Annotated in this window: 22 protein-coding genes; 12 read left to right on the top strand and 10 right to left on the bottom strand. The window is 37.4% G+C overall.

Features of this window, described 5'->3' with window-relative positions; genetic code table 11:
• Positions 1-6 precede the first annotated feature (6 nt).
• Entirely contained in the window at positions 7-4,209 is a 4,203-nt protein-coding gene (locus LVD15_RS14035) for a S8 family serine peptidase (RefSeq protein ID WP_233775856.1), read from the bottom strand.
• Positions 4,210-4,348: 139 nt separating this feature from the next.
• On the opposite strand from LVD15_RS14035, the gene paaN reads away from it, so the two are divergent.
• The 3 genes from paaN to LVD15_RS14050 all read left to right on the top strand — a co-directional run bounded on the left by paaN (position 4,349) and on the right by LVD15_RS14050 (position 8,462).
• Positions 4,349-6,013, top strand: coding sequence for a phenylacetic acid degradation protein PaaN (paaN, locus tag LVD15_RS14040; RefSeq protein WP_233775857.1), 1,665 nt, complete (start codon positions 4,349-4,351; stop codon positions 6,011-6,013).
• Between the two features lie 119 nt (positions 6,014-6,132).
• The gene (locus tag LVD15_RS14045; RefSeq protein ID WP_233775858.1) at positions 6,133-6,597 is read left to right on the top strand and encodes a MaoC family dehydratase; all 465 of its coding nucleotides are present in this window, start codon (positions 6,133-6,135) and stop codon (positions 6,595-6,597) included.
• Positions 6,598-6,785: 188 nt separating this feature from the next.
• Complete coding sequence (locus LVD15_RS14050) at positions 6,786-8,462, top strand: T9SS type A sorting domain-containing protein (protein ID WP_233775859.1); 1,677 nt, start codon at positions 6,786-6,788, stop codon at positions 8,460-8,462.
• Positions 8,463-8,538: 76 nt separating this feature from the next.
• Here LVD15_RS14050 and LVD15_RS14055 read toward each other — a convergent pair whose 3' ends face one another.
• The 4 genes from LVD15_RS14055 to LVD15_RS14070 form a co-directional block, all read right to left on the bottom strand.
• Positions 8,539-9,186 carry a sterol desaturase family protein gene (locus LVD15_RS14055; RefSeq protein ID WP_233775860.1) on the bottom strand — a complete coding sequence of 216 codons (648 nt, stop codon included), beginning with the start codon at positions 9,184-9,186 and terminating at the stop codon, positions 8,539-8,541.
• 183 nt (positions 9,187-9,369) lie between these two features.
• A complete protein-coding gene (locus tag LVD15_RS14060) occupies positions 9,370-10,230 on the bottom strand; it encodes an FKBP-type peptidyl-prolyl cis-trans isomerase (RefSeq protein WP_233775861.1) in 861 nt (286 codons plus the stop codon).
• Between the two features lie 108 nt (positions 10,231-10,338).
• Entirely contained in the window at positions 10,339-10,902 is a 564-nt protein-coding gene (locus LVD15_RS14065; protein WP_233775862.1) for a GNAT family N-acetyltransferase, read from the bottom strand.
• A 40-nt stretch (positions 10,903-10,942) separates the two neighbouring features.
• Positions 10,943-11,809 carry a DUF5694 domain-containing protein gene (locus LVD15_RS14070; RefSeq protein WP_233775863.1) on the bottom strand — a complete coding sequence of 289 codons (867 nt, stop codon included), beginning with the start codon at positions 11,807-11,809 and terminating at the stop codon, positions 10,943-10,945.
• Positions 11,810-11,986: 177 nt separating this feature from the next.
• Between LVD15_RS14070 and LVD15_RS14075 the strand changes: the two genes are divergently transcribed.
• Together LVD15_RS14075 and LVD15_RS14080 are read left to right on the top strand one after the other, a co-directional pair.
• Positions 11,987-12,895: a hypothetical protein gene (locus LVD15_RS14075; protein WP_233775864.1), complete on the top strand. Its 909-nt coding sequence runs from the start codon at positions 11,987-11,989 to the stop codon at positions 12,893-12,895.
• Positions 12,896-13,210: 315 nt separating this feature from the next.
• Positions 13,211-13,690, top strand: coding sequence for a DinB family protein (locus LVD15_RS14080; RefSeq protein ID WP_233775865.1), 480 nt, complete (start codon positions 13,211-13,213; stop codon positions 13,688-13,690).
• A 61-nt stretch (positions 13,691-13,751) separates the two neighbouring features.
• On the opposite strand, the gene LVD15_RS14085 is transcribed toward LVD15_RS14080, so the two are convergent.
• Together LVD15_RS14085 and fmt are read right to left on the bottom strand one after the other, a co-directional pair.
• Entirely contained in the window at positions 13,752-14,252 is a 501-nt protein-coding gene (locus tag LVD15_RS14085) for a dihydrofolate reductase (RefSeq protein WP_233775866.1), read from the bottom strand.
• 90 nt (positions 14,253-14,342) lie between these two features.
• Complete coding sequence (gene fmt / locus LVD15_RS14090; protein WP_233775867.1) at positions 14,343-15,272, bottom strand: methionyl-tRNA formyltransferase; 930 nt, start codon at positions 15,270-15,272, stop codon at positions 14,343-14,345.
• A 270-nt stretch (positions 15,273-15,542) separates the two neighbouring features.
• Between fmt and LVD15_RS14095 the strand changes: the two genes are divergently transcribed.
• From LVD15_RS14095 to LVD15_RS14120, 6 genes are all read left to right on the top strand, one after another.
• Positions 15,543-17,159 (top strand): ABC-F family ATP-binding cassette domain-containing protein, encoded by a 1,617-nt coding sequence (locus LVD15_RS14095; RefSeq protein WP_233775868.1) that lies wholly within the window; start codon positions 15,543-15,545, stop codon positions 17,157-17,159.
• Positions 17,160-17,229: 70 nt separating this feature from the next.
• Complete coding sequence (locus LVD15_RS14100; protein ID WP_233775869.1) at positions 17,230-17,571, top strand: hypothetical protein; 342 nt, start codon at positions 17,230-17,232, stop codon at positions 17,569-17,571.
• Between the two features lie 91 nt (positions 17,572-17,662).
• Positions 17,663-18,379, top strand: coding sequence for a glycoside hydrolase family 25 protein (locus tag LVD15_RS14105; protein WP_233775870.1), 717 nt, complete (start codon positions 17,663-17,665; stop codon positions 18,377-18,379).
• A 285-nt stretch (positions 18,380-18,664) separates the two neighbouring features.
• Positions 18,665-19,498, top strand: coding sequence for an SMI1/KNR4 family protein (locus tag LVD15_RS14110; RefSeq protein WP_233775871.1), 834 nt, complete (start codon positions 18,665-18,667; stop codon positions 19,496-19,498).
• Positions 19,499-19,516: 18 nt separating this feature from the next.
• Positions 19,517-20,122, top strand: coding sequence for an SMI1/KNR4 family protein (locus tag LVD15_RS14115; protein ID WP_233775872.1), 606 nt, complete (start codon positions 19,517-19,519; stop codon positions 20,120-20,122).
• A 104-nt stretch (positions 20,123-20,226) separates the two neighbouring features.
• A complete protein-coding gene (locus LVD15_RS14120; protein ID WP_233775873.1) occupies positions 20,227-20,667 on the top strand; it encodes a hypothetical protein in 441 nt (146 codons plus the stop codon).
• Between the two features lie 376 nt (positions 20,668-21,043).
• Here the strand turns inward: LVD15_RS14120 and lgt are convergent, their stop codons facing one another.
• Together lgt and LVD15_RS14130 are read right to left on the bottom strand one after the other, a co-directional pair.
• Positions 21,044-21,895, bottom strand: a complete 852-nt coding sequence (gene lgt, locus LVD15_RS14125) for a prolipoprotein diacylglyceryl transferase (RefSeq protein ID WP_233775874.1) — start codon at positions 21,893-21,895, stop codon at positions 21,044-21,046.
• Positions 21,888-23,060: an exo-beta-N-acetylmuramidase NamZ family protein gene (locus tag LVD15_RS14130; protein ID WP_233775875.1), complete on the bottom strand. Its 1,173-nt coding sequence runs from the start codon at positions 23,058-23,060 to the stop codon at positions 21,888-21,890. Before LVD15_RS14130 ends, lgt begins: the two co-directional genes overlap by 8 nt.
• A 50-nt stretch (positions 23,061-23,110) precedes the next feature.
• Here LVD15_RS14130 and LVD15_RS14135 point away from each other — a divergent pair, with 50 nt between their 5' ends.
• Positions 23,111-24,331, top strand: a complete 1,221-nt coding sequence (locus tag LVD15_RS14135; protein WP_233775876.1) for an ABC transporter permease — start codon at positions 23,111-23,113, stop codon at positions 24,329-24,331.
• A 41-nt stretch (positions 24,332-24,372) separates the two neighbouring features.
• Here LVD15_RS14135 and LVD15_RS14140 read toward each other — a convergent pair whose 3' ends face one another.
• Positions 24,373-24,747: a MotA/TolQ/ExbB proton channel family protein gene (locus tag LVD15_RS14140; protein WP_233775877.1), complete on the bottom strand. Its 375-nt coding sequence runs from the start codon at positions 24,745-24,747 to the stop codon at positions 24,373-24,375.
• Positions 24,748-24,759: the final 12 nt, after the last annotated feature.

Here is a 24,759-nt window from a genome sequence, read left to right on the forward strand (position 1 = left end):
GAGTCGTTACTCTTTGATTAATTTCTGAGTTGCTGTGTGATCTTTATATTTCAACTTAACTACATACAACCCTTTTTGAAGGTGAGATATGTTCATTTCAGACTCACCTTTCATTTTTGTTTGCACAAGCTGCCCGCCAGTTGTATAAATAGTAGCTTCACTTTCTGCTTGTGAAAACCTTAAAATATCGCTAGCAGGATTAGGATGAAAAGTTATTTCATTAGCCAATTGAGGATCAATACTACTTACCAGCGTAGCAAGATGAATTATGGTGCTAAATTCATCATAACAACCTAAGTCATTGCTAACTATTAGGTTCAATTCATGATCTATATTGGGTGCTAATATAAATTCAGGGTCAGACTCAAGGCTTACCGTGTCTCCATTTAGCTGCCAGGTAAAGGAGTCAGCATTGATACTCATATTATTAATTCCAATGCCCTCATCAGTATAAAAGGTGTCGTAGAAAGCTTTGGGTTGAAGAAATTTTATTTCTATCTGACTAGCTTGGCTTTCTAGTAAACCATCTACCCCTGTAACATATAAAACAGTGTCTTTATTGATATTCTGAAAAGAGAATTGATTGCCTTTATGGATAAGCTGAGACTGTGCGGCATCATTATAAAAGTAGAAAAGCTCTCCGTTACTAGGAGAAATGGTAATAGAACTTTCATTACATAAGCTGATGTCTTCTAAAGCAGGTCTGGCTGAAGCTGTAGGCGTTATAAAGGCTTCGCTTCTTTCATAACAACCTAATTCATCTTCTGCCAATAAGGTTACTGCCAGTGTGCTGGGTGACAAGCTGTAGTCTAGTGATAGGTCTGTATTGGCTCCTTCTTCTATTCCATTAATAAACCAGCTATATGAAGTTTCATTACTACAGTCGCTTTTGAAGTTTAAAAGCTTTTTCTTTTCCAGATTTAATGTGTCTAGTGAGTAATTAAAGGCAGCTTCTAACTTACTAATGTTAATGCGAACCGCTTTGGCATTACTTTCATAGGTAGAATCAATGCTGGTTACATAAATAATAGTGTCATTCGGCAGATTATTTAAGTATAAGTTATTACCTGTGTAGAATTTATTAGTGAGTTGAGCATCGCTATAAAAATTTAATAGAGAGGCATTGGTAGCGGTAAGCGTTGTTTCTTCATTCCTACATAAGTTTTTGTCTTCTATATTAGGCGTGTTACTTCTATAACTTACTTCCAGCGATTTAGTAGTGCTTTCTATACAACCCAGGTCGTTAGTAGCCGTCAAAGAGATGGAGTAGCTTCCGGTTTCATGATAGTTCATAATTGGGTTTTGGCTGTTAGAAGTATAGCCATTGCCAAAGTTCCATTTCCAGCTTACAGCATCTATACTTAAGTCAGTGAAAGTAGCCTTAGTGTTCTCTGTTTCGTCTAAAAGAAGTGGATCAGGATTAATAGAAAAATCAGTTTTCACCAGTTTTGGTGCTGCTTGAACTGTGAAAATATCAGATTCTAATTCAGAATCTTCATTACGAACATAATACTTCTGAGGTGCATTCAGTACGCCTGAGCTAATAGATTCTCCTATATAAACCAGATTTTGTAATTCAGGATCTGAGTAAAAGGAATAGATCTCCCCAGTGGGTGGATTTATTATAGTGCTTTCGCCCAGACAAGCATAAGCAGTGTAGAGCACCGGCGGGTTTGATAAATAAGAGTTGTATTTAACTTTTGCATCCTGAATATTGGTTATCAGATCACTTAGTGTATTGGCAGCTGAAATGACCAAAGTTACTTTTTGAGATTTTTTTGCTGCTATAGATATGGTTGCCCCGTTTATTTGTGACACATCATTACCTGTGTTAGCTGTGCCTGCTTCAGTGATGCTAATTCCCTGAGATAAAAAATCGTATAAAGTCGCTTCTTCTATTAATGGGCGTAGGTCACTGCTGTTACCATTGAAATTTTTATTGTCTAGGGCTGTAAAAATAGGTTGATCTCCCTTTAGTAAAGCTACTCCAGCATACAGGTTATGGTTTACATTATCTTGAGCATACCCTAATAGATTCTCCTGATCCCAATGAATGGAATTGTAGTTTTTATTACCCAAAACCCAATCAGTGAATAGCCCTACATGAACGTTGTTAATATCTTGTGAGCTGGTATTAGTGATTCTGTATTGCAAAATAAAATAATCTTGGTCTGCGTATGCCAGCGTTTTTTGTTCAATATTAAAAGGGCTTGTAGGGTCACTATAAGCGTTTCTGATATCAACATCGGCCTCAGAATTTTTGTATAGCTTTATGTTAGTATCAGTAATGAAGTCATGATTTCTCTGGTAAGTAAAAAGGTTGGTGGGCATGTTATCAGACAAGCTGCTGCCATCATAAGCCAGGCCAATTCCAATGTTATCAAGTATGCGTTGATTTTGATAAGTGAGACCTACACCTTCTGCCTGACCGTCATATTTGTAACCAAGATTCCCATTACTCACTAAAGTGAAAGACATCTGATTATTGGTTACAGTGAGGTAATCCGGTGAACTGGTGATAGTTATATTTTGAAAGTCTGAATAAGCACCTCCCGAAAAGTCAATACGAAATGAAAGGGTAGTGTTAGGGGGTAAATCATCATTGAGAATTACTTGAAAAGGAGATGATGTGTTGGAGGTTTTACTTAAAGTGCCTAAAGAACCTATTTTAAAAGAGTTTTTAATAATGGTTATATAAGGAGAATTAGATGATAATGTGGCAGTAGTGGCTGCATCAGAGGTAGCCAAGTAATTAATAAAATCAAGGCTCATGCTTACAGTATCTCCATGAAACATATAGTTTCCGAATCCATTATTGTAACTAAAGTCTGTAACACGTATGGATGGACATGTATTATCTGTTAAAGCCCTTAACATGTTTAAACGGCCTTTCCCTAATTGCCCTTTGAAAGAGGCATTTTTAGCATAAATGTCATCAGCTGTTACCCTCACTTTTTCCATAGCCTGAATAGCATTGAATTGAGGAAAACGGCTTCTTACCAAGGCTACAGCGGCTGCCACTATTGGAGATGATAATGAGGTTCCATTGATATGTTGGTAATCATCATTCATGCTGGTGGTGTAAATGGCTTGTCCTGGAGCCACTATGTCTACATAATTACTAAAGGTAGCGAAGGTGGCTTTTTGATCATTGTTATTTGTTGAGCTGACGGATAGGACATTATCAAAAGAGGCAGGGTAGAAGTCCAGTTCTGCAGGGGTATTGCCTGCTGCGGCTATTACAGCGGCATCTTTTTCTAAAACGGCATAGTTTATAATATCTTGTCCGTATTTACTATAAGTACCAGGATCTCCCCAGGACAAATTGATCACCTTGCAACCTAAATCAGCCGCAAGGGCTATAGCTTCATAACCTTGGTAAAAGGAGCCTGAGCCACTTCTATATATTTTAATAGGCAAAAACTTAGTGTTGAATCCTACGCCAGCTATTCCTATACCATTGTTTGCACTGGCAGATGCTGCACCAGCTACACGAGTGCCATGATCCTGTGTGTCAGCTTGTGGCAGATTGTCATTATTAGCAATATCCCAGCCTGCATAATTATCTATAAGACCATCGTTATCATCATCAATCCCATTGATAGGGTCATTGTAATTGTATTTAATATTATCCACCAGGTCTTCATGATCCATATCCACACCTGTGTCTAATATGCCTATTACCATAGAGGTATCTCCTCTCTCCAAATTCCAGGCATCATAAGCTTTTATAATATCCAGATAGGTTTGTTTGCCGGTAGGTGTAGCTGCTTCAGGATCATTAGGAACGTATAGTGGACGAGGAGTGAAATAGGGCTCCGCATACTCCACTTCATCCGATTCAAGAAGCTTGTTAATGGCTTGTATCAGATTGGTTTTTTTTGTGATATTAACCTTGTAGATGTTATCAAGAGTACTTTTGGAGGAAGCGCTTCTGGCTGTAGCCGATGATGTGCTTTTTTTAGGAAAGGCAAGCGCTTTTGTTTCAATGTCTTTTCCCAGGATGCGATCAATTATTTCTGGCGAGGCTACTGTGCTTCCAGTAGAAGTTCTGCCAGATGAATTGCTATTCACTCTAAGCTTCACCACTATTACTGAAGGCTCATAGTCTTCAGTTTTTATTGTTTCCGGTAATTTATATGTTCTTTGCTGACCAAAGCCCATATAGGAAACAAATATCCATCCCAGTAAAATAATCAATCTTCTCACCACATCACTTTTTTCATTTATTTATATCATTTTTCTTACATAGGTAAACCATCTGTGAGAAAAAATATTTCCATCTAAAACGATTGCAGTAAATGCCTTTAAAACCTTAACTTAGATAAGGGACTAACAAAAAATAGGTATGGAATTATTTAATAAGTATAAAAATCTCTTAGAAACAGCTATTAAGGCTGTTCATGAAAGGACTTTTTTTGCCGCATTTCCTGAGCATCCGTCACCTAAAATATACGGAGAAACAGCAGATGAAGAAGGCCTCCAAAATTATGAATCACACTTAGGGAAACAGTTCGATGAACTATTACAGGAGGGAGCAACAAGCTGGAGTGGATCGGAGGAATCACCATACCTTAAGGAGTCTTTAAATATTACTTATCCGGTTACGCCTGTAGAGGTTTTAATTGATAATTCAGAAAAGGCTTTTGAACAGTGGAGAAAAGTTACGTTAGAGCGACGAGCAGGTATATTGCTAGAATCTTTAGAGCAAATTAAAAAACGTTTTTTCGAAATAGCCTATGCTACCATGCATACTACAGGTCAAGGGTATATGATGGCTTTTCAGGCATCTGGTCCTCATGCAGCAGATAGAGCTCTGGAGGCTGTGGCGGCTGGTTATGAGGAGCTGAAGCGCTTTCCGCGTTCTGCCTTTTGGGTTAAGCCAATGGGGAAGTTTAATATCCAGTTAGAAAAGGAATGGAGAGCTGTGTCAAAAGGAATTGGAGTGGTGATAGGCTGCTCTACCTTCCCCACCTGGAATTCAGTGCCTGGGCTTTTTGCTGATCTAATAACAGGAAATACTGCCATAGCTAAGCCACACCCTGGGGCGGTATTGCCCATGGCTATAGTGGTGGCAGAAATTCAAAAAACATTAAATAATAATGGTTTTGACCCTCATGTATGTCAATTGGCGATAGATAATGAAACCGCACTTATTAGTAAAGACTTGGCCGAAAATGATAAGGTGAAAGTGATAGATTTTACTGGTAATTCGGAGTTTGGTGCTTATCTGGAAAATTTAAAAGGGAAACAGGTGTTTACCGAAAAAACAGGGGTTAACTCTGTGATTTTAGATTCTGTGGATGATATAGATAAAGTGGCTGCTAACTTGAGTTTTGCCCTTTGTTTATACTCAGGGCAGATGTGTACCGCTCCACAAAATTTTTATGTGCCTGAAAATGGCATTAGTACCCCAGAGGGTAAAGTTACTTTTGATGAATTTGCTGAGAAAATGAAAGAGCATATTCAGCTGCTTACAGGTAATTCAAAAGCAGCGCCATTTGTGCTGGGAGCTATTCAAAATGAAAAGACCTATAAGCGCTTGGCAGAGGTAGAGCAGAGTGGGAAATTATTGTTGAAATCGACCGTATTGGATAATCCAATGTTTAAGAATGCTCGAACGGCTACTCCTGTTGTATTAGAAGTGAAGGCAGAAGATAAAGACTTATATGGTCAGGAATTGTTTGGACCAATAGCCTTAATTATAAAAACTAAAAACACGGATCATTCTATTGAGCTAGCTAAGGAACTGGCTATGACTCAGGGGGCGATCTCTTGTGGCGCATATACCACTGATCCTGATGTGAAGGAAAAAATAGCAGATCAGATGGCTTTGGCGGCTACGCCGGTGTCTTTTAATTTAACAGGAGCTATTTATATGAATCAAAATGCGGGATTTAGTGATTTTCATGTTACGGGGGGTAATCCTGCAGGTAATGCTTCTTTTACTAATCCTGAGTATATCATAAAACGCTTTACCTGGGTAGGACACCGCGAACCGGCTCAGATTTAGAGGTGAAAGTGGCTCTTATGTGCCTTTTTGAGTGTTGCAATAGGTATAGTTTTGAAGATTTTTAAAAGTTTTACGTAATATTGACCATTCAAAATTTTAAAACTTACTAGTACAACATTATGGAAAAAGTAATCATAAACAATCACGCAGAATTTGAAGAATTTATCGGAAAAGAAATAGGTGTTTCTGATTACTTAAAAATTAACCAGGAGCAGATCAATCAGTTTGCTGAAGCCACTCTTGATCCTCAGTGGATTCATATTGACCCTAAAAGAGCAGCAACTGAGAGTCCTTTTAAGTCTACAATAGCGCATGGATACCTTACTGTAGCAGTTGCTCCTTACTTGTGGAAGCAAATTGCTGAATTCAGAAATGTAAAGATGATGATCAATTATGGTATTGAAAAGTTAAGATTCAATCAGCCAGTATTGGTAGATAGTGAGGTGCGTCTGGTAGCTAAGTTGGAGTCTTTGGCCAATCTAAGAGGTGTAAGTAAGGCTCAATTACATGTAACTTTAGAAATTAAAGGAAATCCGAAGCCTGCATTCACCGGTCTATTGGTATTTCTTTACCACTTTGAGTAGTAAGAGGTTAGCGCTCATTTTTTTGTTTTTATAAGGTAATTGTTCTTCAGAATGAGAATCTGGTAAATAATAAAATCTAAGGGTTTTATTTATTTCTGGATCATGTACTTTTTGGATTTATTTTATATTACTGAATATTTAAAAAATTATATAAATTCAGTTATTAAATAATTTAAATCCTAAACCTCATGAAGAATATTATTACCGTATTACTGTGTTTTTTAATTTATGATGGTGCCTTTGCGCAATTTCAGCGCTCCTTCGGCACCTCTAAATTAGACGAGGGGTTATCACTTGCTCCTTTAAATGAAAGTGATTCCAAATACTTATTTGCAGGCTACTCTAATGGTTTATTGTTTGGAGGGTATGATGCTTATATTACTAAAACCACTCCCACAGGTTCTCAGATGTGGACTACTGTATATGGAGGTGACCTTTCAGATTATTTCACTTCAGTCCGCACCACTTCATTTTTACAGGAAGAATTAACTTATGTAGCAGCTGGCCAAACGAATAGCTTTGGCGCTCAAGGAGGTGATGCCTGGATTGTAGGCACACGTAGAGAGGGGCAACCTGTATTTTCTGTACTATATGGTAAAGAAGGCGAAGATATTTTCTATGATATAAAGAATAGCTTTAGAAGAGAGCTTGATGAAAATGGGTACATCGCTGTAGGTAGCACTAACAGCTATCGCGATTTTTTTCCGGGAGATAATTTATATGTAGTGAAAACCGATGTTTTCGGAAATCTCCAAAGGGCTGTTGTAATAGGAGCCAGAGGCAACCAGGTAGGTTCATGGATAGAGCAAACCAGAGATGGTGGCTATATAATTACAGGCTACACTACTAATTATGAGTGTACTTCCAGCTCGTTGTTTAAAGGCTCGCAGGATATTTATGTGGTAAAACTACGCGAAGACCTTACCGTTCAATGGACCCAGGCATTTGGCTTTTCCGGTGGCAAAAGCCCTGTTAGAGGGATAAATGCAGGCACGTGTGTTAAGGAAACGAAAGAAGGCGGTTTTGTAGTTACTGGGTTTACTAATTCTTTCGGCCTTGATAATACATATGATGCCTTTTTAATGCTCTTAGGACCAAGAGGAAGTTTCCAATTAATGAAAACATATGGTACTGAATGTGAAAATGAATTGGCCTATTCATTAGAAGTCGGACCAAATGAAGAGGGTAAGGAATCCATAACGGTAGTAGGAACTAACTATTCAGTGACCTCGCCCACTTATGATGCTATGATGTTTCAAACGGATCCAGCTCTTAATCTGCTATGGGCGCAGGAGTACGGAGAAGAGGGCAACGATCTGGGCTATGAGCTTACTAAGTATAATGAGAAATGGTTTGCCTTTGTAGGCTATACATATTCCTATGGTGTAGGAGGTAGTGATGCTTATTTGGTAGAAACCAGCTTGTCGGGTAAAACAGAAACTAGCTGTGAAAGAGAAATTGAGTTGATAGAGGTATATCATCAGCCTTGTAATGTGCGTATTGGAAGTGCTGTATTTGTAGATGAGTTTAAGCAATCTGACTTGACTTATGAAAAATATCAGTTTGAAGAAGAGGGATGTGATCTGAAAAGTGGAGCAGCTATAATTGAGGATGGAGTAGGATCATCAAAAGTATATCCAAATCCTTCAGAGAATTATTTGATGCTGGAAATACCAGAGGGTTTTAATAGCTCTCAAATTAAAGTTACTAAAATGAAAAACGGAGAAGAGGTAATGGTTGATTACGAATCTGCTGATCCGAAACACCTAAAGTTAGAAACGATAGGTTTAGAAAAAGGAATTTACATTCTGGAGATAACTACAGAAGAAGGTGAGGTAGTGAAGGCCAAGTTTGTTAAAGAGTAGGGTTAATTAGTTTTATACGTTGTTAGAAAAGGAAAAGCCACCCCTCGGGGTGGCTTTTCTGCGTTTATTCAGTCTATTATTTTTGTTTTTCTTTAGGAAGCGTGCCAAATACAACGTCCCAAAGCAAGGTAGAAACACCAAATGCTTTATCTTCCGGATGTTTGTAATGGTGAAGTAAATGATACTTCCATAATCTTTTTAACGGCCCATAATTAGGTGCCTTATATCTGTGTTGTGCATAGTGAAGAGAAATGTAAAGTAGGTATCCTAGTAAAAAGCCGGGGAAGAAAGCCACTGCATTCTCTCTCAAAATCAGCCAGAAGATGCTGTAAAAACCTGTTAATAGAATTAGAGCAGGTAATGGAGGCATAGCCAGTCTGGTAGGGTCTTTTGGGTATTGATGATGTATGCCATGTCCCATGTGCTGGATTCTTCTTAGTACTTTGTTTTCAGTTTTTACATGATAAACATATCTATGTATCCAGTATTCTAAGAAGGTCCAGATTAACCATCCTGAAAAGAAAATACCTAAAAATTTTAAGACAGGCATTTGAGACAGTCCTAACCAGCAAAATACTAAAATAATAATAGTGTGCATGGTGATAGGTACGGCTACATGGGTTCTAGTGAACTTTTCAAGTATACCGCTCTTGAAAAGTTGATCAGTCCCCTCATTTTTCGGTCTTAGGTGCTCAGGTATCTTGTTAAAGCTGTTCTCTATCATAGTGTAAAGAAACGCCTGCAAAATATATGAGGGAATGACAAAAGTCAGTTTTTAAGTGGATGTTTGTCAGCCTATAAAAGTTTGTATTATTCTTGGTAAGAGCTGCTGTGGGGAGAAGATAGTAGTGATGAGTATTCACCATCCAAGTTATAAAAAATGACCTTGGATGGTGAAAAAATATTATTAGTTAATGCTTTCCAGGTCTATTGTGAAAATAAGAGTAGAGTATGGGGCTATGGTACCAGCTCCACTACGACCATAAGCATATTCTGAAGGTAAAAACATAGTGATGGTACCGCCTTCACTAACGTAAGGCATAAGCACTTGCCAACCTTCGATAAGGTTGCTCAAAGAAAAGGTGGTACTAGAGCCGCTATCAAAGGTTTCTCCACTAAGGAAAGTGCCTTCATAATTTACCGTTACATTGCTTGATGATGTGGGGAAGTCTCCATTACCTTCTTCTTCAATGATATATCTTAACCCGGTTTCTTCATCTACTTCAGCAGTTAGATTATTATCTTCTAAATACTGGCTTATTACCATTTGTTCGTAATCAAAAGAAGATTGGGTTCCTCTGATGTTAACGTCTAACCTCATAGGAGTATTGGCAGGTAAATCGCCATCAAAAGCTACGTTAGATCCGTATCCATAGTATGAGGGAATGAACATAGTAACATCGCTACCTACAGAGAAATAAGGAGCTAAGATGTAATAACCTGCTATCCAGGTGTTCACTCTTATATAAATGCTATCTTCTTCGTAAAAGGTGTTTCCATTTAATAATGTGCCAGTAATGTCTACCAAGGTAACATCATCACCAGCTACTCGCTCTCCGTTTCCGGTTTGGTTAACAATATATTTCAACCTGGCATCAGTGGTATCGGTCTGTGCGTTTAAGCCATTTTCTTGAAGATAGGCCTCTATTTCTTCTTGTTCCTGATTGTATTGATCAGCGGCATTGAAAGACTCATCATCGTCATTACAGCCTGCCAGAAAAAGACTGGAGATGAGAGCAGTGGATAATAGTATGGATTTAAGTTTCATATGTATTTAAGAAATGATTGTATTTGCTTGAAGATAAAAAACGATCTAATATGCAATTTTGCACAAATTAACGGAATAAATAGCCTTAGAGTTTACACTTTAAGTGTTTTAATGGTTCCAATCCCAACCAATGATGTGCCATTCATCAGTTACATCTTTAAAGGTATGTATGGTTTTGAACCCTACTTTTTCATGTGCCCTGATGGACCTGGGATTGCTGGAAGAAACCTCCGTTAGGCAAATGTCATATTTATGCGAGTAGCTTTCTTTTTGCTTACTATAAAGGCTCTGAAATACTCCCATACCTCTATGAGTTTTGGCTACACAGACCTGTCCCATCACATAATAATTACTTTCACTAAGCTTTTTATTCTTGTAAGTGATGTCTTCAAAAGCTTCAAACATGGGCGTGAGTACTGGTAGCAGGTATTTAAAATCTTTAACCATTACCAGAGCATACCCTACCACTTTGCCAGAATCATCTAACGCTATTACCTGTGGGGCTTTTTCGTTCATTTGCCTCAGGATGGGGAGGGTGTGCTTCACAGTGACGAAACCTTCAGTGTTCTTTATTTCTGAACTAATATTTGCCAGATGATTTTCTCTTTGAAGTTCAAGAATGCCTAGCAAGTCCTCATCACTGTTGGCCAGTTTTGTAGTTATTGGTGTCAATCATTTATGGGTTGGTTTAATCTAATTTAAATCAATATGACTATTTAAGGTAATTAAGAGGAGAAATTATTTCATAATTAGGATTGTCTTCAAACAAATCTATTAAGGCACCCACATGAGCCTGACCGATTACAATAAGAATTTTCTCTTTGTTATTATTGAGCTGAGCATTGAGGATGTTAGAATAAATTTTCAGGTTTCTATTGTAAAATAACGTAATGTATTCGGCTCCTATATACTTATTGTCAACCTTCCCAAGGTCTACAGTATTTACCATTCCTTCCGCAAAAGATCCATTGACCACATAAGCAGGTATATTGAATATCAGATGATGAGTGAGGTCAATAAATTGGGGTTGGTTCATGGTTTTTATATAGTCATATAAAGACATATCGCCAGCTAACATTCCTTGTCGCATAGGGCGGGCAGTTTGTTGTAATTCCTTGAGCTGGTTTTTGAAGATTTCAATATTGTCCCCGTTTTGTAGCAGCCCTTGCGAAGTGGAGTTGTCATTGTCTATGGCATAAATTCTATCATGGTTAAGCCATTTTCCTAGCCGATATCCTATTTGAAAAGCTTCGCCTCGTCCATATTCAAAGTCTTTTAATTGGCTTTTACCAGAAAGGTAGGTCTGATAAAGGCTGTCTTCATGGGCTTGTTTTTTAGGATCAACTTCTATTCCTATCATATCAGGAGCGTATGATTTTAATGCTTCAGCTAATCGTATTATTTCTTTCTGATTTTTATCGCTTAGCACGTCGGAGGCTTCAGTACCATTATATATTTGATTGAGATGATCAAAGCCAATAAACATGATTTGTGTTTTTGTTGATGATTGACCGTGGCTGTTTGAAATGGTTAAGAGGGAGGCGGCTACATAAAGAAATACAAGTACAAATATTTTCATAATTAGATTTTTGAGTAATCCATTAAAATAGGTAATAATTATCTTTTTATAATAAAAAATATTGAATAATATGAGGTGTGGGATGTATTTAATATTCGATTTATTTTTTATATGATAAAGTTGGTTACTTGAAAATGCTGCTACTTATAAACTCTGTAAATACTAAACAATGTTAATATGAAGACAAGATTACTAATATGTGGGTTATTGTTTATTACTGGTATAAGCCTCGCGCAAAAGTATAAGGTGAAGAAAGATGTTCTTTACAAAGACAAAGTAGTGATGGGAAAAGTGACTGGTAAAGTAAAAGAGTTTACGGTTTTTGATAATAATGATGCGCCTATATTGCGTGCTAATCAGGGCTATTTTAAGGGCAGGATTCCGGGTCAAAAAGATATTTTATGGATGGATCTTGAATTTCCCGCTTTAGACAAGAAGGTAAGGATCAATAGTATGACGTATTGGAGTGTGAAGCATTTCTTAAATGTAGAATTGTTTGGCAAGGGAGTACACCTGTATGATGATGGTTTTAATACGAACGACATTGACACTTTTGTAGATGTAGCTGAAACAGTGCGAAAAGATACCATGGAGGTGGTTGAAGTGCTTAATTATTACAATGTAGCGTTGTCTAAATTAGGAATACCTAAAAAGCCAGACGCCTCTTTGTATTTTGAGAAAATCTATAATTCCAGGAACTATTGGATTTATCAAATCTATAGGAATGAAGATGATGAGGAAGATGAGAAGAGATCCATCAAGATAGGTAAAATGGAGTTCTCAGGAGTAGAAGATCGTTCTATTGGCAGTTCCACAGGAAGAGGTAAAAAAGTAAATGAAATGAAAATTTACCGAAAATTAATAGCTGAAGTAACAGGACCAGATTCTAAGTATTTAGAGTATACCGATGGAAATTTTTTGTTGGCAGCCACTATTGATTTAAATGATGCATTAGGTGAGCTTTATTTGTATCAAAATGGGGAATATATGTCGAGAATGAAATATGAGGTAGAAACGCGTGATAAATCTGAAGGAACTATAGGTAAATCAGTAGCTAATTGGATGTTTAGCCATGGTTATTTGTAATACGGAGTATAATTATAAAAGAATAATAGTCATCTGTTTTTTAGTAAACTCACAACCAAGATTACAATAATGAGTGGAATAAATATCAGAGCTATTAGTCCTGTGATCCAGTTATCAGTTTTATGATCGTCGCTTATATAATGCGATGGAGATCTAAAAGCAGGATCAATAAGGCTGTTAATAATTGCTCCTAATGAAAGTATCATTCGGTTTATTCTGGACATGTAGCTATTTTTTAACTGTACGATGCTGAGGTTGTTTAGTGTATGAACCCTTCCTAAGATAATTAAGAAGGCAATTTAAAAATATACTACAATGAATAACCAAATTGAATCATTAATAGAGCAGGTTTCTTCTCTTTTAAAAGGAGGAAACGCCCATGTTACCTTAGAACGGGCAGTGGCTGATTTGCCTGCAGATTATCGGGGTAAAAGACCAGACGGACTGCCATATAGTGTGTGGGAGCTGGTGGAGCATATGCGATTAGCACAGGCAGATATTCTTGATTTTTCAACAAATGCCAATTATGAAACCTGGAATTGGCCAGATGATTACTGGCCTGCTGATGAGGCACCGGCCAGTGAAGAAGAGTGGCAAAATTCTCTAACTCAGATCAAAGAGGACAGAGATAAATATATAGCCCTTATTTCAGATCCTAAAGCTGATTTATATGCCCCGTTTGAACATGGAGATGGACAAAATCTTCTCAGAGAAGCATTACTGATAGCTGATCATAATAGCTATCATGTAGGCCAAATTATAGTGGTTAGAAGGCTGCTGGGGCAGTGGAATTAGCAGGAAAGAGTTTTATAGTATTGAGATTTTGCGGAATGTGAAATCTCAATACTTACTCAATTTATTCTTTTACATAGGTCACAAAGTCAAAGCTATATTCGTGCTTCTCATCCTTTTCATGAGGAATTCTTTCTTTTTCTTTCCATTCCAGCTTGTTGAACGTCGGGAAAAAGGCATCTCCGTCAAACGAAGCATGAATTTCGGTGAGGTACATCACATCAGCGTGTTCAAGGCCTAGCTCATATATTTGTCCACCTCCTATAATAAATACCTCTGGCTCGTTATTTTTTCGGGCTATGGCCAGAGCGTCTTCCAGTGAATGAACTATTTCGACTCCTTCAGCTGTCCATTCGTTATTTTTAGTCATAACAATATTGGTGCGCTTAGGCAAAGGTCGATATTTTTCAGGGATAGACTCAAAATTTTTCCTTCCCATAATAACATGGTGTCCAGACGTCTTTTCCATGAAAAAACGCATATCATCGGGTAAATCCCAAACCATGTCATTGTCTTTTCCTATCACAAAATTTTCGGCTATAGCCGCTATCATAGATATTTTCATTCGCTTATTTAATTCTTAAAAAGTATTAAAAAATATGTTGTGCGTGGCACAAGTGCCTAATGAGAAACTCATTTTTCCAGCTCAGGGTTATTAATTTACCTGATTTCCTCTTAAAAAATCTTCAATGTTCATTCTTCTTTTACCTTGTATCTGAAGCTCTTTTACATTGATGGCGCCATCTTCAGTTCTAAAACGAAGATACGTTTTATTATCACTATCATAGTCTCCTGGCGCTAAGGATTTCAGTTTCTCGTCTAGAGGAGCCTTTTCTACAATAAAAACTTTCAGGTTTTTGCCTAAGATTTCTGTCCAGGCAGCAGGGTAAGGAGAGAGGCCGCGGATAAAGTCATACACCATGTCTGTTGGCTGATTCCATTTTATCTCGCAGGTTTCTCTAAATATTTTTGGGGCTGATTTTAATTCCTGGCTTTCATCCTGATCTATTTGAGGGTAGCTTTCACTTTGAATAGCTTCTACGGTTTTTAGCACTAATTTAGAGCCCAGCTGCATTAAGCGTTCATACAGGTCTCCTACGGTGTCAGACTCATGAATAGGTTCTTTTTCCTGAAAAATGATTTTACCGGTATCAATTTCATGCTGAAGAAAGAAGGTGCTCACTCCGGTTTCTTTTTCACCATTTATAATAGCCCAGTTGATAGGAGCTGCTCCTCTATACTGTGGTAGTAATGAGGCGTGCAGATTAAAAGTGCCTATTTCAGGCATATTCCATACTATTTCTGGCAGCATACGGAAGGCTACTACTATTTGTAGGTTAGCATTGTAACTTTTTAGCTCTTCTATAAACTCAGGAGCTTTAAGGTTGGTAGGCTGTAGTACGGGTATATTATGTTTTACCGCACAGTCTTTAACAGGGGAGGTAGTCATTTTTTGACCTCTGCCTTTTGGCTTGTCTGGGGCAGTAATAACAGCTACCACGTTAAACTGATGCTCTACTAAAATTTCAAGTGAAGGCACGGCAAATTCGGGCGTACCCATATATATTATTCTAAGGTCTTTCATGTGCTGTATTATTTATGAAGAGCAAGTGTATACCGACTTTCCTGCTCTGAATAAAGGCTTTTGATTAAATGGTTGTTTTTTGCAAAGCAATGGCTAATGTCTTTTAGTCAAGGTTTAAGCCAAAATATCTGCAAAGATTTGCTCTTCAGGTGGTCTTTCCAAGGAGCTATACATAAATTTCCTTGTAATCCTTTGGTATTAGTAGTACATGCTAATGATTTAATTACTTTCTTTGCAGTTTGTTTTAGGCCATAAATAAACTATTAAAGTATGCTTTCAGTACAGAACATATCCTTACAGTTTGGTAAACGCGTATTATTCGATGAGGTGAACATGAAGTTTACCGAAGGGAATTGCTACGGAGTAATTGGAGCCAACGGTGCGGGTAAGTCTACCTTTTTAAAAATATTAGCGGGTGATGTAGATCCCAACTCAGGTACGGTGAGTTTAGAGCCGGGCAAGAGAATGGCCGTGTTAAAGCAGAATCACTTTGAATTTGATGAGTTTACGGTGTTAAATACCGTGCTTATGGGGCATAGCAAGCTGTGGAAGATTATAGAGGAGAAAGATGCTATTTATGCTAAGCCTGATTTTAATGAGGAAGATGGTATTAGAGCCTCTGAGTTGGAAGCAGAATTTGCAGAGATGGATGGCTGGAATGCCGAATCTGATGCTGCTGCTCTTTTAAGTGGACTTGGTATTACAGAAGATTTGCATTATCAAAAAATGGAAGATCTGAGCGGTATGCAAAAAGTACGTGTGCTCTTAGCTCAGGCATTATTTGGTAACCCTGATGTACTTATTCTGGATGAGCCTACTAACGACCTAGATATTCATACTATTTCATGGTTAGAAGATTTCCTTTTAGATTTTAAAAACACAGTGATTGTGGTTTCTCACGACCGTCACTTTTTAGATACAGTTTGTACGCATATAGTAGATATTGACTATAGTAAGATTAATACCTTTACAGGTAACTACTCTTTCTGGTATCAGTCTAGCCAGTTAGCACTTAGTCAGAGATCAGCAGCAAACAAAAAGGCAGAAGAGAAGAAGAAGGAATTACAAGAATTTATTGCCAGGTTTAGTGCTAATGCCTCTAAATCTAAGCAGGCTACCAGTAGAAGAAAACTATTGGATAAAATTAATGTGGAAGATATTAAACCTTCTTCAAGAAGATATCCGGCTATTATATTCACGCAAAATCGTGAGGCGGGAGATCAGATATTGCAGGTAGAAGGGCTGAGCAAATCTGTAGAAGGAAGAACTCTGTTCAAAGATCTTGACTTCTTCGTAAATAAAGGAGATAAGATTGCAGTAATCAGTAAAGATAGCATGGCTACTACGGCCTTGTTTAAAATATTGGCAGGCGAGAGTCAGCCTGATTCCGGAGAGTTTAAATTCGGTCAGACTATTACTACAGCCTATATGCCTAATGAAAATGAAGAATACTTTGATAATGATCTTAATCTGGTAGACTGGCTGAGACAATACTCAGAAGGTGAAAAAGATGAGGTGTACATCAGAGGATTTTTAGGTAAGATGTTGTTCTCAGGTCAGGAAGTACTGAAAAAGAGCAATGTGCTTTCAGGAGGTGAAAAAGTGAGATGTATGCTTTCTAAAGCTATGCTTTCTGGAGCTAATCTCTTAATAATGGATGAACCTACCAACCACCTGGATCTGGAATCTATTCAGGCGCTAAACAACGGTTTGGCAGAATTTCCAGGTACTGTTTTATTTACATCTCATGACCATGAGTTTACCCAAACCATTGCTAATAGAGTGATTGAAATTACTCCAAACGGCTTCTTAGATAAATTGATGACTTTCGATGATTACATTGGTGATGACTATATCACAGAGCAACGAGACTCTATGTACTCATAATAAAAATTTAAAATAATAAATAAAAAGGCCTCGGAAGAGGCCTTTTTTGTTTTACATTATAATCAAAATTATGATTGACCTTGCAGGATTAGAAACTATAGAATTTCACGATGCACCGGTAGGAAGGATTGACTACAATGAAGAGCCTCTTGGAAATATTGAGATTGAAATTTTTCAATGGAATGAGGAGGTTAATGATTATATCATTATTCTTTTGGTTTTTGGGGAGCTTAGTAGGGTAATGCCTCAATCCATTTCATGCAAGGAGAACGATGAGTTAGAAGTCTATTCGTTTGATTATTATGTGGAAGATGAGCTTTTTTATGGGGAATTCACCTTTCTTCATGGTATAGGAGAACATAGCAGTACCTTGGAATTGGTTTGTAAGTCTGTGGTCATAGAATTCAAATAATTGAATTTGATTATGTAATAAAAAATCAGGGAGGAAGTTTAAATAATTGATATTAAAGAATACCATTCTCCTTAAAACCACGAACTCAAAATTGAACAAAAAACACGTTGTAATAATATTGGTGATTGTAGCAGGTATAGCTGCGATATTGTTTTATACCGGTTATCTAAGGTTTAGCTACCCATCTTTAGAAGAATATCCTATACAAGGGATCGATATTTCTCACCATCAAGGTAATATTGATTGGGAGAAGTTGGCTCAGGAAAATATGGCATTTGTATTCATAAAGGCAACAGAAGGAGGGGATTACACTGATCCTAAATTTGTTGGAAATTGGGAAAATGCTCATCAACAGGATATTGAGGTGGGAGCCTATCATTTTTATCGATTATGTAAGTCGGGAGCAGAGCAGGCGAGCCATTTTATAGCTACAGTTCCTTATAATTCTAATAATTTGCCGCCGGTGGTAGATTTAGAATTCGGGGGTAACTGTGAGACAGATCAGTCACCAGAACAACTCATTAGGGAGATTGATATGTTCTTGACCTCAGTAGAAGATCATTATCATAAAAAGCCAATAATATACGCGACCCAGGAATTCTATGATGAATATCTGCAAGATCAATTTTCTGAAAATCCTATCTGGATTCGGGGAATTTTCGGAAAACCATCTCTAATAGACAGAAGGCCTTGGACCTTTTGGCAGTTTGCTAACAGAGGTCATTTATCAGGGGTAGATACCTATGTAGATATTAATGTATTTAATGGCTCGGAAAATGACTTTAATAAATTGGTGAAGGAGAATTGATATTTACCTATAATGATAAGTGTTGAGCGAATTTATTTAATTCACTTACTTTTTGTTTCTGTATTCTAACACGTATTTCATGGTCTGATTGATAATTAAAACTAGGTATATTACCTATTTAGTTTTCCTCTCTGCTTGTCATTAAATCCTTTCCTGTAGATTTCAGTAAAATATAATTGGCTTTGTACCTGTTAGTTGTGGTTGATAAGGTAGGTTTTCATTTCTTCGGCAAGTATTTTTGAGTCGTTAAGCTTGAATAAAATGCTATTTTAAAAATTCTGAATAATGAAATTACCCCAAAATATCGATAAAATTTCTCTGTTTCCAGCCAATGAAATGGGACCATATCCTCCTAATGGGTTTTTACCTTTTCATGAAGCTGAAATGGGTAACGGAGATTATTATGGGCTTTATTGGGAGTTTGGTAAGGAGAATGATGAACCAGTTATCTGTGAGATGATTCATGATGAAGGCAGTATTAGGCCTGTCTTTTCTTCTTTAGATAAATTCCTGGAGTGGTATAGCTTATACGAAGAAAATGATTTTGAGTACCCTGATGAAGAAGTTGAAGATGATAACTTTCTGTTCGCTCACCTGAATAAGGGAAATGAGTGTCTCAGGCAAAACAATATAGAAGAGGCCATACATCACTATCAACTTAGTACTAAAAGTTTCGGAGAGGTGAGTGAAAATTGGTTTAAGCTAGCTTCTCAGCAGAAGAGATTAGGAGATGAACTGGCATTTCAAAAAAGCCTCATTCATGCTGTATGCTCTAACTGGGCCATTGAGGTTCCTTCTCAAAATGCTTTGAGGATGCTTAATAGCCTAAAGCCTGTCGAAGAATTAAAGAATCATCCGCTAATTAAAAACAGACAGTACCTATCGTTCAGTTTTGGAGGTCAGAAGGTAAACGACGAGTATGTTGTTTTGAGTGAAATGATAGAAGAACTGTATCAAATAGGGGAAGATAATGCTGGTTTTCTGATGGAGCAAAACTATGCACTTATGATGTACTGGGAAACTACTTCATTTCAGGAGAGGTATAATTTCGATCTAAATGACTGGAAGAAACAGTTTGCTTTAAAAACTAAGAATAGGTTAATAAAAGAGCTATCATAGTCTCTAGTTAAAAATTTCATGAATACTATAGCCAAAAAATATATTGAAGGTCTTAAGAAGGCATATTTAGAAAATAATGGCGGAGAACAGTGGGAGTACTTTGAGAATGCTATCCATGGAGCTGACCCTGCAGCCATTGATCAGTTGAAGCAAATTTATCCTGATGTTCCTGAGGCATTAGTTGACCTTTTGAAATATGTGGATGGTACCTATTGGAGAAAATATGGAGATGTAGAGATAACGTTTTTCTTTTTGGGTTCTGACCTTTACGAGTATCCTTACTACTTACTATCGGCACAGCAAATGATAGAAAATAAGCATATGGCTGCTGAAAATTATTCTGATTATATCGCAAGAGAATATGAGGAGGTGGAGATTGATGATAAGATAACAAATAACACAAAAGACATTAAGTGGCTTCATTTTTCTGACTGCATGAATAATGGAGGAACCTCTCAGTTGTTTATCGATTTTAGCCCTTCTGGAACTGGAGAAAAAGGCCAGGTAGTCAGGTTTTTGCATGATCCTGATGAATTTAAAGTCATAGCCTCAAGTTTTGATGAGTACTTGCAAAAAGTAATCGACCATGGATATAATTTTATTAATGAGGATTTGATGGAGTGATAGTGGATGGAAAACGGCAATTAGATATAGGCTTATCAATTTTGGTTTAATGATAAATAGGTTAATCTGAAAAGTGATTTTATTTTATTACTCTTACTAATCTAATGAAGAAAATCTTATTAATTGCTTTCACTTTTATTCATGCTTTCAATGGGTTTTCTCAAAGACCTTGTGAATGGTTTGTCGATCTTCAAGATAGTTTAATTGAAATTCAGAAGGAGGCAGTGGCAAACACACTAAGCCTGGATTCCAGTTATAAAATATGGCAAAATATTATGCTTCAGAATAATTATAGTTATAGCTATGTTGTTAGAGGAGCTGATCTGCTTGATAGTAATTCAGAAAGCTACACTTTTATTAAAGTCATTGATAATGTCATAGTTGAAAGAAAGCACTATAGCTATAGTATGTATGGTGTCGGGTATGACATAAAATGTTTCCCTTCAAAAGAGAACTGTGATTATTTAAAGGGTATAGAGAAATTAAGAAAATCGGATAGGGCAAAAGCTAAGAAACTTTTAAAGAATCATTTAGAAGAACATTAAACTCCAATTTATGAAAGAAATTTTTATAACTGTTGGGAAGAGTATAAGGGGTTTGTAGGAAGTCATATATACTTTGCTCCAGCTCCTAAAACCATTAATGAGTTATATAATGATTGCAAGGCTTATCAAGCTGAAAGTAAAACTAATACGGATTATACCTTTGAGTATAGAGTGAGTGAGGATGGTATTCTTTGTGAGTGCTATCTCAAAAATGAGTTGTTAATGGACTCACAGGTTCTCAAGGGAGTAAATATTTTAAGTGTAGATTTTTAGTCAAAGTATTTTGATGAGCTATTTGAAGCTCAAATCTCAACAATGTCAATATTTATCTATCATAGAAAACAAAAAGCTCCTGAAAATCAGGAGCTTTTTGTCATTATTTAGTTTCTAGTTTCGCTGCATTTTCATCTGGGTTTCTAGCGTCTTTTTTCAAGTACATCATTACTAGTCCGAATATGATGAACGGGATGCTGAGCAGCTGCCCCATGTTAAACATCATGCCGGCTTCAAAGGCTGACTGATCTGCTTTTACAAATTCTATCAAGAAGCGTGCTATGAAAAGTAGTGTAAAGAAAAGGCCAAATATAAAGCCGTTATGTCTATTTGATTTTTTAAGTACAATGCTCAGTATAACAAAAATGCTAAAATAGGCTAGTGCTTCATAGAGCTGTCCGGGGTGGCGAGGCACGTTATCCACTTGCTCAAATATAAATGCCCAGGCCACGTCAGTAGGTTTACCAATTATTTCTGAGTTCATAAGATTACCCATTCTTATGCAGCAGCCGGCCAAAGCGCCTACCACACTAAGTCTGTCTAGTAACCAGAGAGGTTTCACTTTATACTTGCGACAAAATAGAACGGTAGCTATAAATACACCAAGAATACCTCCGTGACTCGCTAACCCCTGAAAACCAACAAAGCGGAAAGGATCAAACTTCACAGGAAGGAAAATTTCCGCGATATGCTGAGAGTAATAATCAAAGTCATAGAATATACAGTGAGCCAGCCGAGCACCTATAACCGTGGCTAGCACCAGGTACATGGTGAGCTTTTCTAAATAAGTTTCATCTAGGCCTGCGGTTTTAAACTGCTTTTTGAGTAGGTAAAAGCTAAGTACAAAGCCTAGTGCAAAGCATAGCGAGTACCAGCGCAAAGCATAAAAACCGAGGTCAATTATTTCTTTACTAGGGTTCCAATGTATGTAAGCCATGGAGAAAATATTATTCATTATCTGGGTATAGTAAGTATTTAGTTCTGATTTTTTTATAATTCTTGAGCTCTTCCTCCCAAGTTTGCTTTATCTCTTTTTCAGAAAGCCCTTGTTTAATCTGAGCCTGTAGCTGATCTGTGCCCGCCAAGGTGTTAAAATAGGGCTTAAAAAAGTCTTTGTGGTTATATTTATTATAAAAATTGATTAAATAGTTTAAGTGGAGGCCTCCCTCTATGTCCTTCTTATTGGTAAAATTAATGCCATAACAGGTTGCTCCTTCGTGTGGAGGTTCGTTAGACATGCCCTTGATGCTTTTAGGTGTAAATTGATCAGGCATATCTTTAAACTCCGGGTGGCCTATTTGTAAAAAAGGCTCATAAGTACCGCGGCCAACACTCACTACGGTGCCTTCAAAAAAGCAAAGTGAAGGATAGAGCTCTATTGCTAAATCATTAGGTAAGTTGGGGGACGGTTTCACAGGCAAAGAATTGTTATCAGCATGCGTATAATTTTTTACAGGAATCACCCGTAAGTTGCATTTCATTCCGCTTTCCAGCCACTGCTCACCATTGATCATCATAGCCAGTTCGCCTACAGTAAGGCCGTGTAAAACAGGAATTGGATCCATGGCTATAAATGATTTGAACTTTTCTGTCCGTACAGGGCCATCAATGTACATGCCATTGGGGTTGGGGCGGTCCAGCACCATAAAGTCTACCTGATTAGCGGCACAAGCATCCATAACATAGTGCATAGTGCTTATGTAGGTGTAAAAGCGAGTGCCTACATCCTGAATGTCAAAAATAATGATATCAAGGCCTTTTAAGTCCTCATTAGTGGGCTTGCGATGGCTTCCATAAAGAGATGTGATAGGCGTATTGGTTTTGGTATCCATGCCATCTTTTACTAATTCACCATCTGCAGCCTGCCCCCTGAAGCCGTGCTCAGGAGCAAATACTTTTTTCACATCTATGCCCAGGCTTAGAAGCGTATCTACTAAGTGAGTGCCTCCTATTTCTGAGGTTTGATTAACTACCAATGCTACTTTTTTCCCTTTTAAAAGTGGGAGGTAGGCCGGTAGGTTGTAAGCACCAGGCGTAATTGGCTGAGTACTTTGGGGCTGTGAAAAGCCACAAGAGCACAAAACCATAAAAAATGATAGCAATAAAATGAGCCTGTTCATTAGTTATTCTTTAATTTGCGGTAAACTGCGGGTTAAAATTAATCATATTCTTGAACCTCTCTTATTTTATATCTAAAAGAATCGCCGCCAGTGGCAAGGATAGTTTTTCTTCCACTATTCACAAAATTGCAGTCGGCAGCATCGGCGTAGGGCTGGCGGTAATGATTATCTCTTTCCTTATCTTGAAAGGCTTTCAGGATACGGTAACGGATAAGATATATAGCTTTAGCTCTCATTTTCTGGTTACTAAATACACATTGGGTAATTCTTATGAAGAATCGCCTATTTCTATAAATAATGACTTGTATAACAACTACAAGCAGTATGATTTTATAGATCATGTGCAGGAGTATAGTCACAAGGCTGGCCTTATTAAAACTAACGATGAAGTGCTCGGTATTATTTTTAAAGGGGTCGGTACCAGTTTTGACCAGCAACGTTTTAAGCCTAATCTGGTAGAAGGCAGGTTTGTAGAGTTTGATTCTTCTGGATACTCTAAAGAGGTGCTCATTAGCCGAATTATTTCTAATAAGCTTAAATTAAAGGTGGGTGATGATGTTGTAATCCATTTCTTCCAAAATCCACCACGGGTACGAAAGCTTAAAATTGTCGGTATTTATGAGACTAACCTTTCGGAATACTTCGATGATAAATTTGTAATAGGAGATATAAGCCTGATCCAAAAACTCAATAACTGGGCTGATAGCGTGGCCGGAGGTATGGAAGTCTTTGTGAAAAATGAAAGCAAGATAGATGAAAATGAGGCTAAGCTGGAAGATATAGTTGACTATGACCTGTTTGTAGAAAAAGTGAGCGACAAATACCTCCAAGTGTTTGATTGGCTACATTTGATCAGTAGGCAGGTAAATATATTTTTAGCTATTATTTTGTTTGTGGTGTGTGTAAATATGATTTCTATTATACTCATACTCATCATGGAGCGGACTCAAATGATTGGTCTTTTAAAGGCTTTTGGGGCTAATAATGGTCTTATTCGTCAGGTCTTTTCATTTAACGGTATGCAGCTCATTATGAAAGGCCTGTTGCTGGGTAATTTATTAGGTATCGGCCTGGGCGCCATTCAGTACTACTTCCAACTGATCCCTCTTAATCCGCATGACTATTACATGAGTTATGTGCCTATTGGCTGGAGCTGGGAAGTAATCATTTCGCTTAACCTATTAACTTTCGTGGTGGTGAGTTTAATAATTATCATTCCTACAACGGTAATCGCCAGAATTAACCCTATCAAGAGTATTAAGTACGATTAATGAAGTATAAGCGGAAGCTCAGACCTCCGCTTATAAATTGATTATTTCTTTTTATTGAGGAGCGTTAATGCGAGTAAAGCCAATCTACCAATCACGAATATTGCAACACCATATAGCGTGCAAATCAGGGATACTTTTAATCCTCCGGCCAGCACTGCACTAGATACATTTTCCATTTTTGAAATAGCATCGAAGGCTTGAAAAAGTCCTGTGAGTTGACCTAAAATGCCCCAGACCAAAGAGAGAGTGGCTAGTTGCTTAACTATTTCATTGTTTTTAGTGATGGAAGGCAGCTCTGAATCATTCATTAGTAGCATTACTCCTCTAATTATGAAAGCTGCCATAGCTAAGCCCATTAGGGTTAGTGGAATGGTAAAGTTGACTCCTCCTTCAATTATAAAGTTTGCAAGTATCATGTTAAAGATTAT

It is taken from the genome of Fulvivirga maritima, assembly GCF_021389955.1.
GTDB lineage: Bacteria > Bacteroidota > Bacteroidia > Cytophagales > Cyclobacteriaceae > Fulvivirga > Fulvivirga maritima.